Source organism: Paenibacillus melissococcoides (assembly GCA_944800085.1).
GTDB lineage: Bacteria > Bacillota > Bacilli > Paenibacillales > Paenibacillaceae > Paenibacillus_B > Paenibacillus_B melissococcoides.
This window is the reverse complement of record CALYLO010000001.1, coordinates 435,909-449,549: the sequence shown is the minus strand read 5'-3', so window position 1 is coordinate 449,549 and position 13,641 is coordinate 435,909. Positions and strand designations below refer to the sequence as shown.

15 protein-coding genes and 1 pseudogene are annotated in these 13,641 nt (G+C 53.6%); 8 read left to right on the top strand and 8 right to left on the bottom strand.

All coding sequences use genetic code 11. The features are described 5' to 3' along the window. Positions 1–23 precede the first annotated feature (23 nt). Entirely contained in the window at positions 24–776 is a 753-nt protein-coding gene (gene hemQ, locus OCY70_RS02175) for a hydrogen peroxide-dependent heme synthase (RefSeq protein WP_213430669.1), read from the top strand. Positions 777–854: 78 nt separating this feature from the next. On the opposite strand, the pseudogene OCY70_RS02170 reads toward hemQ, so the two are convergent. After that, a pseudogene (locus tag OCY70_RS02170) lies at positions 855–1,603 on the bottom strand (PrpF domain-containing protein). 84 nt (positions 1,604–1,687) lie between these two features. Here OCY70_RS02170 and OCY70_RS02165 point away from each other — a divergent pair. Further along, positions 1,688–2,302, top strand: coding sequence for a substrate-binding domain-containing protein (locus OCY70_RS02165; RefSeq protein WP_249725550.1), 615 nt, complete (start codon positions 1,688–1,690; stop codon positions 2,300–2,302). 158 nt (positions 2,303–2,460) lie between these two features. Here the strand turns inward: OCY70_RS02165 and OCY70_RS02160 are convergent, their stop codons facing one another. The 3 genes from OCY70_RS02160 to OCY70_RS02150 form a co-directional block, all read right to left on the bottom strand. Further along, positions 2,461–2,943, bottom strand: coding sequence for an MFS transporter (locus tag OCY70_RS02160; protein ID WP_249725548.1), 483 nt, complete (start codon positions 2,941–2,943; stop codon positions 2,461–2,463). Between the two features lie 211 nt (positions 2,944–3,154). Beyond that, entirely contained in the window at positions 3,155–3,397 is a 243-nt protein-coding gene (locus tag OCY70_RS02155; RefSeq protein WP_213430670.1) for a hypothetical protein, read from the bottom strand. 3 nt (positions 3,398–3,400) lie between these two features. Continuing rightward, the gene (locus OCY70_RS02150; protein ID WP_213430671.1) at positions 3,401–4,597 is read right to left on the bottom strand and encodes an NAD(P)/FAD-dependent oxidoreductase; all 1,197 of its coding nucleotides are present in this window, start codon (positions 4,595–4,597) and stop codon (positions 3,401–3,403) included. A gap of 345 nt (positions 4,598–4,942) precedes the next feature. Between OCY70_RS02150 and OCY70_RS02145 the strand changes: the two genes are divergently transcribed. Both OCY70_RS02145 and OCY70_RS02140 read left to right on the top strand, forming a co-directional pair. Then, positions 4,943–6,271: an ISNCY family transposase gene (locus tag OCY70_RS02145; protein WP_261944557.1), complete on the top strand. Its 1,329-nt coding sequence runs from the start codon at positions 4,943–4,945 to the stop codon at positions 6,269–6,271. A 335-nt stretch (positions 6,272–6,606) separates the two neighbouring features. Further along, on the top strand, positions 6,607–7,614 hold the full coding sequence (locus OCY70_RS02140; protein WP_213430830.1) for an NAD(P)/FAD-dependent oxidoreductase: 1,008 nt from the start codon (positions 6,607–6,609) through the stop codon (positions 7,612–7,614). A 399-nt stretch (positions 7,615–8,013) separates the two neighbouring features. Here the strand turns inward: OCY70_RS02140 and sda are convergent, their stop codons facing one another. After that, positions 8,014–8,163, bottom strand: coding sequence for a sporulation histidine kinase inhibitor Sda (sda, locus tag OCY70_RS02135; protein ID WP_006676062.1), 150 nt, complete (start codon positions 8,161–8,163; stop codon positions 8,014–8,016). Between the two features lie 294 nt (positions 8,164–8,457). After that, on the bottom strand, positions 8,458–9,120 hold the full coding sequence (locus OCY70_RS02130; RefSeq protein WP_213430829.1) for a YheC/YheD family protein: 663 nt from the start codon (positions 9,118–9,120) through the stop codon (positions 8,458–8,460). 252 nt (positions 9,121–9,372) lie between these two features. Between OCY70_RS02130 and OCY70_RS02125 the strand changes: the two genes are divergently transcribed. The 4 genes from OCY70_RS02125 to OCY70_RS02110 all read left to right on the top strand — a co-directional run bounded on the left by OCY70_RS02125 (position 9,373) and on the right by OCY70_RS02110 (position 12,490). Next, entirely contained in the window at positions 9,373–9,579 is a 207-nt protein-coding gene (locus OCY70_RS02125) for a hypothetical protein (RefSeq protein WP_213430828.1), read from the top strand. A gap of 121 nt (positions 9,580–9,700) precedes the next feature. Next, positions 9,701–10,381: a response regulator transcription factor gene (locus tag OCY70_RS02120; RefSeq protein WP_213430827.1), complete on the top strand. Its 681-nt coding sequence runs from the start codon at positions 9,701–9,703 to the stop codon at positions 10,379–10,381. Then, complete coding sequence (locus tag OCY70_RS02115; RefSeq protein ID WP_213430826.1) at positions 10,378–11,778, top strand: sensor histidine kinase; 1,401 nt, start codon at positions 10,378–10,380, stop codon at positions 11,776–11,778. The genes OCY70_RS02120 and OCY70_RS02115 overlap by 4 nt, the downstream gene beginning before the upstream one ends. A 301-nt stretch (positions 11,779–12,079) precedes the next feature. After that, positions 12,080–12,490, top strand: coding sequence for a DUF2871 domain-containing protein (locus tag OCY70_RS02110; RefSeq protein ID WP_213430831.1), 411 nt, complete (start codon positions 12,080–12,082; stop codon positions 12,488–12,490). Between the two features lie 292 nt (positions 12,491–12,782). Here OCY70_RS02110 and OCY70_RS35975 read toward each other — a convergent pair whose 3' ends face one another. After that, entirely contained in the window at positions 12,783–12,896 is a 114-nt protein-coding gene (locus tag OCY70_RS35975) for a putative holin-like toxin (RefSeq protein ID WP_373871530.1), read from the bottom strand. A gap of 378 nt (positions 12,897–13,274) precedes the next feature. Next, the gene (locus OCY70_RS02105; protein WP_213430825.1) at positions 13,275–13,634 is read right to left on the bottom strand and encodes a HesB/IscA family protein; all 360 of its coding nucleotides are present in this window, start codon (positions 13,632–13,634) and stop codon (positions 13,275–13,277) included. Positions 13,635–13,641 lie beyond the last annotated feature (7 nt).

The following is a 13,641-nucleotide window of genomic DNA, read 5'->3' as shown; positions in this document are numbered from 1 at the left end:
ATAAAGCATTGGAGGTTCACGACATGAATGAAGCCGCATTAACATTGGAAGGCTGGTATGCGCTCCATGATTTTCGCTTAATCGACTGGACGAAGTGGAACAAGGCGGATGACGAGGAGCGGGCGCATGCGCTGGACGAACTGCAATCGCTCTGGTCCGATTGGACTCAGGCCGAAGAAGAGAAGCGGGGAAGCACCGCTGTATACAGCATCGTCGGGCAGAAGGCCGATCTCGTTCAATTCCATCTGCGCGAGACCTTGGAAGAATTGAACGCGATGGAGCATGCCTTCAACAAAACCTCCTTCGCACAATATACGATTCCGACTTATTCGTACGTGAGCATTGTCGAGCTTAGCAATTATATGGCGAAGCCGGGGGCGACCGGCGATCCGATGGATAATCCGGAAGTGGCAGCCCGCCTCAAGCCGACGCTGCCGAAAAGCAAGCATATCTGCTTCTATCCGATGAACAAGAAGCGCGATCTCTCCGACAACTGGTACATGCTGTCGATGGACGATCGGCGCGCCATGATGCGAAGCCACGGCATGATCGGCCGCAGCTATGCCGGCAAGGTGAAGCAGATCATTACCGGCTCCGTCGGCCTGGACGACTGGGAATGGGGCGTTACGCTGTTCAGCGACGACGCGCTCCAATTCAAGAAGCTGGTCTACGAGATGCGCTTCGATGAAGTGAGCGCCCGCTTCGGCGAGTTCGGATCCTTCTACGTCGGAAACTTACTCACACCGGAGAAGCTGAACGAGATGCTGAAGGTGTAGCGTGATATAGCCGGGAACGAAAATTCAGACCGGGAAGCCACAGGGGCTTCCCGGTTTTTTTGCGGTTCCATGAGCCGCTCAGTTAGCGGATGCCAGCAGGGCGGCCGGAATATAGGCGTCGCCGGCCATTAATCTGCGGGCGGTTCTGCCGCATGCCGCCCGCGTGACAAGCCAATCCAAAGCGGTCCGGGCGACGGCGGCTTCCGCATACATCGTGCCTGACGGGTGGCTGATGCGCACGGCCGAACCGGACGAGGCAGCCAACCGGTTGGGGATGTCCCCGGTATTTGGCAGGCGGCCGCAAGCGCCAACGCCCCGCCGACGGCATGCGCCTTATGAAGGCCTCCCATCGAAATATAGCGCGATAAAATATCGATGTCCGCCGCTCGGATCATCTCCTTGGCCGACGTGATATAATCGGCCGGCTCCGCGACGATGACGAGCTTGGGGAGCGAATGGGTTCCCGTGCCGACCGGTTCATCCGGCTGTATCAGCCCGGCGAGAATGCCGCCCCCGACACGAACCTGCTCCAGCGTGTCCAGCAGCGCCGCATTGCCGTTGATGCCCTCCCGAAGCTCCGTGCCCGCAAGCCCGACATCCCGCGCGCGGACAAAGACAATCGTGTTGACGCAGTCGACGATACTGAACCGGCCTTCATATTGGATGGCCCCGTTCTTCACCGGAATTTCGGCGATAATTATTTTATCGATATTGCTATTGTATATCTTCACTTCCGTGATTGGTTCGGTCAAGGCAACGTAGCCCTCTTCCGCGGCATACAGTCCGACCGCCGCCGTCAGATTGCCGCAAGTGACTTTATAATCGATGACGTTCTTGTCAAGGCTGACCTGGCCGAAGGTATAATCGATTTGCGCCTGCAGCTTCGCCAGACGAAAGAATTTTTGCGGAATATGGATAACAAGGTCACGGGAATCCTTCGCTTAGGCGTATTGCGACCTATTCTCCCCTCCATTCTGAAGCAATTTCTGGAGCAATACCCGGACGTGGAAGTGAGGGTCATGACGGACTGGAGCTCGAATCTCGTTCATTCCGTCTACAGCCAGCATGTCCATATCGGCATGCTTCGGGGCGATTATGATTGGCCGGACGGGAAGCATTTAATGATGGAGGAGAACATTTGCATCGTCTCCAAGCATGAAATTCATCTTCAGGACCTGCCCAGCCTCCCGCGAATCAATTATAAAACGGAGCCTTCCCTGAAAAATACGATGGACCTCTGGTGGAAGGAGCGGTATTCGCTGCCTCCGAACATCGCGATGGAGGTAGACAAGATGGAGACCGGCAAGGAAATGGTGTTGAACGGGCTCGGATATGCCATATTGCCGACTATCGTGCTCGGCGGTCAGGAGGATTTATACAAAATTAATTTGACCTCAAAGCATGGCGAGCCATGGAAGCGGAAATCGTGGATGATTTACCGGAAAGAGTCGCTTAATTTGACGCTCATTAAGGAATTCGTGGATTTTATGAAAAACAGAGACTTGGAAACGCCAAAAAGAAGATAGAGCAAAACCTGGGTGGCCTCTCTCTATCTTCTCTTCGCTTCCTGCTCAATCGTTCTTGGCCATCGCCGTTACCGCCCGGGTGCGCTCGAACGGTTGGATCTCTTCTTCGCCGCTCTCGAATTCATCCAGGCTGCGCCGGTTGGTGGCGGGACCGAAGCTCAAGGCAAGCGCCGAACCGATCCAGCACAGCGAGATGAAGGCGAATACGCTGAAGCTTCCGAACTCGAGCTCGAATTGATCAGAGCCGCGGACACTCCCATCCCGGTCAAGAAGCGAAAGATTCCGAGGATGACCGGATTCCAGGCCACACTCGTCAGCATAGAGAAGACGGAAAAAAATAAGGTCATCATCATAATGGCCCGCTTTCTTCCGTATCGGTCCGCGAACCATCCGCCGAATACCGAACCGATGAACATCCCGAGAAAAGAGCTGGATGTAATCCACCCAATCTCCGTGACGGACATCCCCCACTCCTTTTTCAATACCGGGGCGACGAAAGAAAACGTATTCAAATCCGCATATTCAAAAAAATAAATGATGGCCAGCGTCACTAACGTCTTGCGGTGAAGCGAACTGACAGGCAGCCGATCCAGGCGGCCCGACAAGTTGTTGCCACCGCTTTCATTTGATGTGATACGCAAACCGCTTCCACCTCCAAATTGGATTTCCGCCTCATGGGCAATCGAACAGATCAGGATGACCTCACGGGCATCAGTTGATTGGTTACACTATAGCACGGACCATAAACATCAAAAAAATAGTTGTTTTATATCAGGTTCAATCAAAAATATTTATGTCTAGTCAAAAAAAACGCCGCCGCAACGAGCTGCGGCGACGATGTGCCATCTTGAATCAATCTTCTTCATCCTGTAAAGAAGCCAAATATTCCGCCGTCATGCGATCCCGCATGCGGCTTTTTTCCTTCAGCCGTTCGATCGCCGGTTGAATGAGCAGATCGACTTCTTTTTGAACTGTATAGGCCAGATCGTGGCGGTTCTGCTGCTCCAGGTACGATCCAACCTCCATCAAGGCGTTGTAGCGATCCAATTCGGGGCGGGTCAGCAGCCCGCGCACCTGCACGCTGCAATGACGCATCGCTTAGAAGAACTTCCCTTTGCGAAGCGCCAAGGAAATGCCGCCGATGATGAACAGCCAGCGAATGTCGATCACTTTTTTCAACTGCGCCGCCCAGAAGCCTTTCAGCTTCTTCGAGCCGACGACCCCGATCGCTTCGCCTTTGCCCAGGGATGCTACCGTCCCTTTATTATGGAACTCGAATTTCTTAAGCGGTTGATTGCGAATGGAAGCAACGATATTGCTTGTGCATACCGGACCTTGCTGCATCGCCATTTGCGCCGTCGGCGGGTATGGACGATCGTTGGCCGGGTTAATCATCAGCGAGTTGTCACCGATAATAAAGATGTTATCATGGCCGGGCGCTCTCAAATATTCATCGACCTTCACGCGGCCGCGCATCGCTTCGAAGCCGGCTTGCTCGATAAGACGGTTGCCGCGGATCCCCCCGGTCCATACGACAGTGGACGCCTTGATCTCTTCGCCGGTCGCGAGCACGACGCCTTCCGGCGTGCATTCCTTGATGGCGGTCGCCAGCTTGAAGGTGACGCCCTTCTTCTTCAGCACGTCCATCGCGTATTCGACAAGTTCCGGGTCGAAGCCCGGGAGCGCTGTCGGCGCCGCTTCAATGTTATAAATATGGACCAGCTGCGGATCGACATCGAACTGCTTGCACAGCTGCGGAACGCGATCGGACAATTCGCCTACGAACTCGATGCCGGTGAAGCCCGCTCCGCCGACGATGAAATTCAGGCGCTCCTTCTTGCTCTCGTCCTGCTTGAACAGAGCGAATTGATGCTCAATATGCTCGCGGATAACGCGAACCGAGTTGATGCTGCGAATGCTGAACGCATACTCGCCCAGACCCGGAATGCCAAATGTCTCCGGCTCGCCGCCTAGGCCGATGACCAAGTAATCAAAGGACAGCGTTCCGTCTTCCAAAATGACCTTCTTGTCTTGCACGCGAATTTCTTTCACGGTCGATTTGACGAAATCGATCTTGAACTCGTCGATCAGCTTCGAAATCGATACGCGCGCATTCTCATAGGAGTCTGTACCGGCAGCAGGCATATGCAAATGAGTCGTGAAGTAATGGTAGTCATGTTTGTTGACCAGCGTTACATCCGCTTCATTGTAATTCAGTTCTTTTTGCAGCCGCTGAGCTGCCATGATGCCACCGTAACCCGCGCCTAAAATGACGATTTTAGGTATGTTGCTCATCGTAATTTGCTCCTTCCAGTCGGGTAAATCAACTTGAGCCGACTCTGTGGACCCGCAGGAAAAGAATCGGCTGTGCTTCGACGCCCATTTATAATAAGTCGTTGTGGAAATGTGAAAATCCCCACAAAAAAAAACAAACTAGTGCTGCGCAATGTTGTAAAAAAGAAGCGCCGCTATGAATTGCATCATCGACAATTTATCGAACTTTGTATACAATCCACATGCAATGATATCGAGTTTCCAGCTAAAATACAAGCATCATTTTTACCGATGTTGTTCTTCTGTGATAATGTCACCCTATAACTGTTCTGAGATAATGTCACTATGGGACAGGAGATATTGACATTGACGAAAGCAGAAATGAAGAAGGTACTCGTTGTGGAGAAAATCATAGATGGGCGGATGACCAATAGGGAGGGAGCGGCAGCGCTGGGTTTATCAGAACGCCAAGTCATTCGGCTAAAGAAGAAATACCAATCCGGAAAAGGAGCACAAGAACTTATACACAAGAATCGGGGGAAACAGCCTCATCACGCCCTTCCCAATGAAGTGAAGGAACGAATCGTTGAGCTGTACACAGCCAAGTATTACGGAAGCAATTGCTGCCACTTCGCAGAGCTTCTTGAGGAGCATGAATCGTTGACACTGAGCGCTTCCAGCGTGAGACGTATCCTTCTGGCTAGTGGGCTCAAGCAAGCCAAGCAGCGGCGTCGCAGTAAAGCCCATCCGCCACGGGAACGCAAACCGCAAGCCGGCATGCTGTGGCAGATTGACGCAACTCCTTATGCATGGTTGGAGGATCGGGCTTCATCCTTTACGCTGCATGCTGCGATTGACGATGCAACAGGTACCGTTGTCGGTGCCGTCTTTCGTCCGAACGAATGCCGGGAGGCCTACTCTCTAGTCATGCAGCAAGGGATAGAAAAATACGGGGTTCCCCTTGGGCTTTACAGTGATCGGCATACGATTTTCCGGTCGCCTAACGAAAAGCTGACGCTCGAGCAAGAGCTCGCTGGGGAGACCAAACCGCTCTCCCACTTCGGCAAAGCGATGGCTGACTTGCATATTGAGCACATCAAGGCAATTACACCGCAAGCCAAGGGACGGGTAGAACGCCTCTGGCAAACATTTCAGGATCGCTTGGTGATCGAACTGCGGCTTCTTGGCATCAAGACGCTGGAAGAGGCGAACGCGGCTCTGCCCAGCCTATTGCAGAAGCACAATCACAAATTTGCCATAGAGCCAAAAATGACCGATTCGGCTTACCTGAAGCTTGATCCGTCTATCGATTTAAATCATGTGTTCACGCTTCGCAATTATCGGCAACTCGGGACCGGAAACACCCTCTCGTACAACGGAAAGTGCTATACCCTTGCCCAGCCTGCTTCCCTTCGTCTGGATGCAAAAACGACGGTTGAAGTGCGGGAGACGTTAACAGGGGATGTATTGTTGTGGCACCAAGGCCAGCCCTGGGCACTCAAAGAAACTCAGAAGCCACAGCGCAAGACGTCTGGATCAAAAAAGGCGAGTTCTGCGTCGCCACGCAAACCCGCCCAGAATCATCCGTGGAAAACCACGTATGATAACACTAAAAATAAGCGTACCACAAAAAACAGTTCGTTCCAAGATGCAATGTATTCGCAACATAATAGCTATGCAGAGGTCACCTGGTAAGGCTGACCTCTGATCACACAAGTGACATTTTCATAGCACAGTTAAAGTGACATTTTCACAGACGATTGACAGCATCATTTTTACCGAATCCAAAATGTAAGCGTTTTACATGTTTGTTTTTTTAAACTGTAAATTTATGGGTCGATATTTTCGTCTTCTTCCTTCTTTCCTATATTGTACCACATTTTATTTTTGAAAACCGCTGACATGACTTGAAACATTTTCAAATGCATTGTTTCCTTCTCTCCGTACTAGGTTTATAATGGATAATGTGCCGGATTGCACAATGACCATGATCACGTGGTCTGACATCGTCATTTTGGAGGTGCTCTGCCTTGGATTCACAGCCAGCTTCACAACAAGATATTGTAGATATTCTTATTATTGGTGGCGGTCCTGCCGGAATGTTTGCCGCCTTCTACGGCGGCATGCGTCAAGCATCCGTGCGGCTGCTCGAGAGCATGCCTCAATTGGGAGGACAGTTGGCAGCCCTGTACCCGGAGAAATACATTTACGACGTAGCCGGATTCCCGAAGGTTACGGCCCAGGAGCTGGTCAATCAGCTCAAGCAGCAGATGGATCATTTCCACCCCGATGTGCGCTTGGAAGAGAAGGTGCTTAAGGTCGAGAAGCTCGATGAGCGCCTCTTCGCGATCACGACCGATAAGCAGGTCCACCACGCCAAGGCCGTGATCATCACCGCGGGCGTGGGCGCCTTCGAACCGCGCCGGCTCGAACTGCCGGAAGCCGCGCAGTACGAGAAGTCGAACCTGCACTATTTCGTCAGCGATCTGCAGCAGTTCAAAGGTCAGCGCGTCCTGATCAGCGGCGGCGGCGATTCCGCCGTAGACTGGGCCTTGATGCTGGAGCCGATCGCGGAGCAGGTGACCTTGATTCACCGCCGCGACAAATTCCGCGCTCATGAGCACAGCGTCGAGCAATTGATGAGCTCGAAGGTGCAAGTGCTGACGCCGAAGGAGATTACCGCCCTGCATGGAGACGCGGGTCGCGTGGAACGGGTGACCATCACCGATACGAAGAGCAAGGGCTCGATGGATATCGATGTCGATGCGGTCATCGTTAACTTCGGATTCGTATCCTCGTTGGGGCCGATTGCCGAATGGGGCTTGAACATTGAAGGCGGATCGATTGTCGTCGACACCCGGATGGAGACCAACATTCCGGGCATATTCGCGGCAGGCGATATTACGACATATCCCGGCAAGCTCAAATTGATTGCGGTCGGATTCGGCGAAGCGCCGACAGCGGTGAACAACGCGAAGGTGTATATCGATCCGACGGCCAAGCTGTCCCCGGGCCACAGCAGCAACATGAAGATGTAAGCGGCCGGCCTGGCGGCGCAGAATGGCGCAGATCGCGCAATATTAACGGCTTGTCATGAGAAAAGGAAAGAAAGGGTATCCTACTCCTAATCTGTATCTAACGGAGGAGGATACCCTTGTTTCATGTTTGTCCACTATGCAACGGCATAACCAGTCACGTGCTTTTTCAATGTCCGAACTGTTTGAACCCAGCCGTCGACAGCGGCAAACTGGAAGATTATTATGGACCTTACTCTCCTTATAACCAAGTGGAGGACGCCAATGAGACGCTCCCGCTCCATCTCAAGGATCGTTCTAGCAGCCGGTTGTGTGTGCATATCTTATATTGTGAGCACTGTAATACGTCATCAACCGTCAATGGCCTGTCTTGGGAGTAAGGATCACGAATAACCGGCAATTCTATCTGCGCACCGGTTTGTGGAAGAGGGTCGGATGCAGGCGGCGTTTCTGAATTTCGGCAAGCAGCAGCGCGATGAAGTCATCATCTAGTCCCAGCTTGATTGCCTGCTCATAGGAATCCATAAGCAATTCATCGGAGAGCAAAGCCATCCTAATCACAACCTTTCCTAAAAGTTTCCTTAATGCCCCATCATCATATCATGGTTGTTTTCTCAGGAACAAGCGTTCCGTTATCCACAGCCAATTGTGGAAGATATGTGTTTAACTTGTTGATAACCGTCGAAAAAGGACTTGAATCACTGGGGATGATGTGGATAGCTTTATTCACATCTATTTTTGCTGAAATTTGGATAAAAATCTTTAATCATAATCCCGTTCACCCCAAATGAAATCTATCACTCTATTCGCGGCAAGCGCGGAAGCCGCCCGCATCGCGAATGCTCGCTATTGCGGGCGCGTATTCACTTCAAAGATCCAGATATGTCCGGATTTGTCGATCCCGTAATCATAGCCGAGCTGGCTAATGCCAGGGTACTTCCCCTCCAATATTCGGGTGCACATCCGCGAAAGGCGCAGCATCTCTCTTCTTTTCGCTCCGACCAGCCGGCCGGACAAGGAGCGGCGAATCCCTTCCGCCCCGCCGAGCTGCGTCCCGCCCCGGCACAGATTCGTCACGAAGAGGCCGTGCCGCGCCAATCTGCCGACAACGCCCCGGCAAATCCATCTCCCCCTCGTTTTCACGAATTTGACCCGGTAATCGATCGGCCGTCCGCCAATCGTGGCGAGCCGGATGCCGCGCTGAATAATATAGCTGCGCTTCTTCTTCACCGTGGAGAGCGAGCGGACCATCGCATCGAACTCGATAAAGGAGCGCGTCTTTGCCATATAGGTGTACGCATAATTGCCGCCTTCCATCGTGACTTTGATGACGCCGGTTCCGCCGCCGCCCACGATCGGCTTGATGACGACAAATCCGTACTGGTTCAGCATTTGATGCAAATTGGAAGTGTTGTATATCCGCGTGGCCGGGATATGATCCGCAACCTGCGAATTTCCAAGCAAGGCTTCCGTCTTCAGCCATTTGCTGGCTAACTGTCGTCCTTCCATGCGTCTATCCCCTTTCGTCTACGAGCTTCTAGTTTATACATACTCAATGACGCCCGCTCATTCTTGGATGATTGTCCACGGCACGCGCCTTATTTTGGGGACATGCCTTCCCCGCTTCCGCCTTACAATTCCGGAGCGCTGCAATTCGACACATTTCACCGTCCTCGTCGTCTTGTCATTGTATAGGCGGGATGGTATCGTATGGATAAGGTTGAAGAGGGATTGCAATATTGAAGATGGGAGCGACTTTCCATGACGACGGCCGCCGTATTTGAAGTGCTGTATTGGATTGCCATTGTCGGCATGTCCGTGGTGCTGGTTCTGGTCAATGCCGGAATATTGGCACTCGGCTTTCAATTTTGGAAAAAGCAACATCGTTTGCTTGGGGCAGGATGCTGGTTATTTTCCTTATTTTGCTTTTATTTGATTGCGATAATGATCGACAAAACGTTTCTGTAGCGAACAACGAGATCCTTGGAAGCCGCCATCCGCGGTTCCAAGGATTTCCTATATGGAGAGCCGTCGTTTCCGGTTTATGTGAAAATTATTACATTTATTACATTCAAGGTGGTGCATACGGATGCGCATTCGAGTGCTTGTCGCGGACGACGATCGGCATATTCGGGCCCTGCTGCGCTTGATTCTCGAACGGGAGCAATATGAGGTGATCGAGGCGGCTGACGGCCTGGATGCTTCTCTTCTGTTGGAAAAAGAAACGGTTCATATCGCCGTTGTCGATGTGATGATGCCCGGCGTGGACGGCTGGACGCTCTGCGCCGATATCCGCCGGCATTACGATATTCCCGTCATTCTGCTCACGGCCCGCGGCGAGCTGGAGGATAAGGCGGCGGGCTATGAAGCCGGCACCGACGATTATCTGGTCAAGCCGTTCGAGCCGAAGGAGCTTCTGTTCCGCATGAAGGCGCTCCTGCGGCGCTATCAGCTTGTATCGGCCGCAACGATACGCTTCCATGATACGATCATCGACAGGGCGAGCTATATCGTGACGACCGGCGGGCAGGAATGGACCTTGCCCCGCAAGGAATTCGAGCTGCTGGCGCAGTTGGCCGCCCATCCCGGAAGGTTGTTCACCCGCGGCCAGCTTCTCGCTCAGATCTGGGGCGCCGACTTCACCGGCGACAGCCGGACGATCGATGTCCATATTAAACGTCTGCGGGATCGGCTGCATGAGGCGACGGACGACTTCCGCATCGTCACCATCCGGGGACTCGGCTACAAGCTGGAGGTTCGCGGCGCATGAGATCATTATATGCGACGATTGTGACCAGTTCCATCGTCATCGTGCTCCTCAGCTTCGCGGTCGGACTCCTCACGGCCAATCTGGCATACGGCCATACCCTTAACCTAAATTACGAGGAGAAGATGCAGGATATCGGGCGCTCCCTCTCCTTTTTCGCCGCGGAATCGTCCCCGGACAAGCTCGCCTCCTATATGGAGCATCTCTCCGGGATGGGGTACCAGCTCTATTTGTTCGATGAGGACGGGCAAGCCGCCGCGTTCGGCCGCGCCTTCAAGGAGGCGACCTTGCCGGAGGGAGCGGTGCGGCGCGTGCTTGAAGGCGAAGTTTACAAAGGCCTGCTGGAGAACAAGCAGCGGTGGTTCATCCCGAATATTTTCGAGAACAAGCTGGAGTTCAGCTACGGTCTTCCGCTGGAGGCGCAGGACGGCCGGTACGCGCTGTTCATCCGCCCGGATATGGTGCAGCAGACGGAGGAGATCCGCCTGCTGCTCGCTGTGCTGCTCGCCGTCACCTTCATATTCAGCCTCGTGCTTATCGCCATCAAGTCCCGGTATATCGTCCGTCCGGTCAACCGGCTGGCGAAGGCAACCACCGAGCTGGAGCGCGGACAATATGAGACGCGGCTTGACGTCCACCGCCAGGACGAGATCGGGGAGCTGGCCCGCCGCTTCACGCGCATGGCCCAATCCATCGAGCAGGCCGACACGATGCGGAAGCAGTTCGTCGCCAACGTCTCCCATGAGATCCAGTCCCCGCTTACATCGATTCATGGGCTCGCGGCCCAATTGCTTGAGCACCCGCTCCCCCCGGAAGAGGAGCGCAAATATCTCCATATTATCGCGGTGGAGAGCGAGCGTTTGTCCGGGCTAAGCCGGCAGCTCCTGACGCTCGCGTCGCTCGACCGCGGCCAGGAGGCGCTCAAGCGGGTGCCGTTCCGGCTCGACGAGCAGCTTCGGGAACTGTTGATTACGCTGGATCCCCAATGGTCGGAGAAGAAGCTGGAGCTCCATCTCGAACTCGAGAAGACGGAAATGTCCGGCGATGCCGGCTTGCTTCATCAAGTGTGGACGAACCTGCTCGCCAATGCGATCAAGTTTACAGATACGGGCGGACGCCTTTATGTACAATGTGGAATAAATGGGAACGGAAGCGCCGAGGTCGTTATTCGCGATACCGGCAAAGGAATCCCGGCCGAGGATCTTCCCTATATATTCGACCGCTTCTATAAATCAAGCTCTCCGGAGCGAGGCTCGCAAAGCGGAACCGGCCTCGGACTCTCGATCGCCGAGCGCATCGTCCATTTGCACGGCGGATCGATTCGCGCCGCGAGCGCAGCCGGAGAAGGGACGGCGTTCACCGTGCTGCTGCCGGCCAAGCCTTCCGGCGCTTCCGCTTAGCGCATGCATGGCCCGTCCGCTTCCTTGAAGGAAGGCAGCAATCCATGCGGCGGCGCGGATCGGATCCTCTGAATTTGTTACCTTCCGTTCATATTCCGTTCATATGAGGCAGGTACACTGTCTCGTAGAGACGAGACAAGACAATCTGGGGAAGAGCCTGCAGCCCTCCCGCCACAATAACGCGAACGCAGAGGCGATGGGAGATCCGGCGGCTTGCTCCCGCCTCGGCCGCTGCCCGGCGGCTTGCTGCTGCCGGGCGGCAAGCCGTTCCCCAAAATGACATGGAGAGAGGGATTGCACCATTAAAAAGCTGTATGTGACATCATTTATTTATGCTGTGCTCGGGCTGGCAGCCGGTGTTTTTTTCAGAGAGTTCACGAAGCATAACGGGTTTACGGACTATACCATGCTGAAGCCGCTGCATACCCATCTGCTCGTGCTCGGCTTTCTTTTCTTCCTCGTGCTCCTCATCCTGGCGCGCCAGTTCCGCGTCCACGAGGTCCGCTCATTCACGGCGTGGTACTATGTGTATAATGCGGGCATGCTGATTACGATCGGGACGATGGCGGCGCGCGGCATCCTGCAGGTGCTCGGCCGGGACATGAACGGCCTGAACCATATGGCCGGACTGGGGCATGCGATTGTGGGCGCCGCCATCATCTGGCTTATGGTCCTGCTCGGCAAGACGCTCAAGGAGCCGGGGCGGCCATAACGCCGTCCGCTAGCTCGCCGCCCCGGAAGAACCTTCAGCCTTCTTCACGGGGAGCTGGAGGTTTTTTGCTTCATCTGAGCGAAAAACCTCGCGAGCGGGCGCTGCCCCCCTCGGGAGGCGACATGGATGTGCACAGGTGCCAAATAAAGTAGACGTTTAAAAAACGCTATGTTATCATATAAATAGAAAAGGAGCCGTGCGGTAACACGACTCCAGTGCAATAGCCGCTTCAAAGGCGGTGGCTGTGGCAAGTATTAAAGGAATAGACCGTTAACCTTTTCCGGAGGGCGGTCTATTTCTTTGTGTGCAGGTATATCAGCAGCGTTATTACGAACATCAATAACGCGAATATCCATATTCCAGACTGGAACATAACGGATAGCGCTTCATATACGCTCACAGGCATCACCTCCCTCCCGGGAGACTAGCCGACCGCCCATAAAGCCATTCTATTGCATGGCAATTATATCCTATTTTTCAGACGGAAGTAAACTAGAATTATCCTTCCACCATCTGCTCAAACGATAACTACCGTGTTCTAACGCAAAAATTAGCGTTAACTTAGCAAATAAAAACCTCCCGTAACGGTGTTTAACGAATCTACCGCTAGAGAGGCCGTGATTAACAGTACTAAAACACCGAAATTAAGGTTGTTACTAATACAATCTCGGGGTTGTTATTGCTTACCGTCGCCGTGTGAAGCGCACCCTTTTCGCTTCTTCACGTTCAGCTAACGCCAAGGCAACCGTTCAGATCTCCGATTGGATAAACCGCACAACTGCGTTTAATCGTCGCACTTCTCCGCCTTGCCTTCCGCCAGAGCGGTACGGAAGCTCGCGCCGCAGCCGCAGGTGGCGATGGCGTTCGGGTTGTCGATCGTGAAGCCGCCGGACATTCCCGACTCCTTGTAATCAATAACGAGTCCGTTCAAGAAAGGGATGCTCTCTTTGTCGACGACGACCTTCACCTGGCCGAACGTCATATGCACGTCATCGGCGCTCTCCTGATCGTCCAGCCCCATGCCGTAAGAGAAGCCGCTGCAGCCGCCGGCATGCACGCCGATGCGCAGGAACAAAGCCGGATTCTCCTCCTGGGCTATCATTTCCTCTATTTTCTCAACCGCCTGATCGCTGATTGTAATCATTCTAATC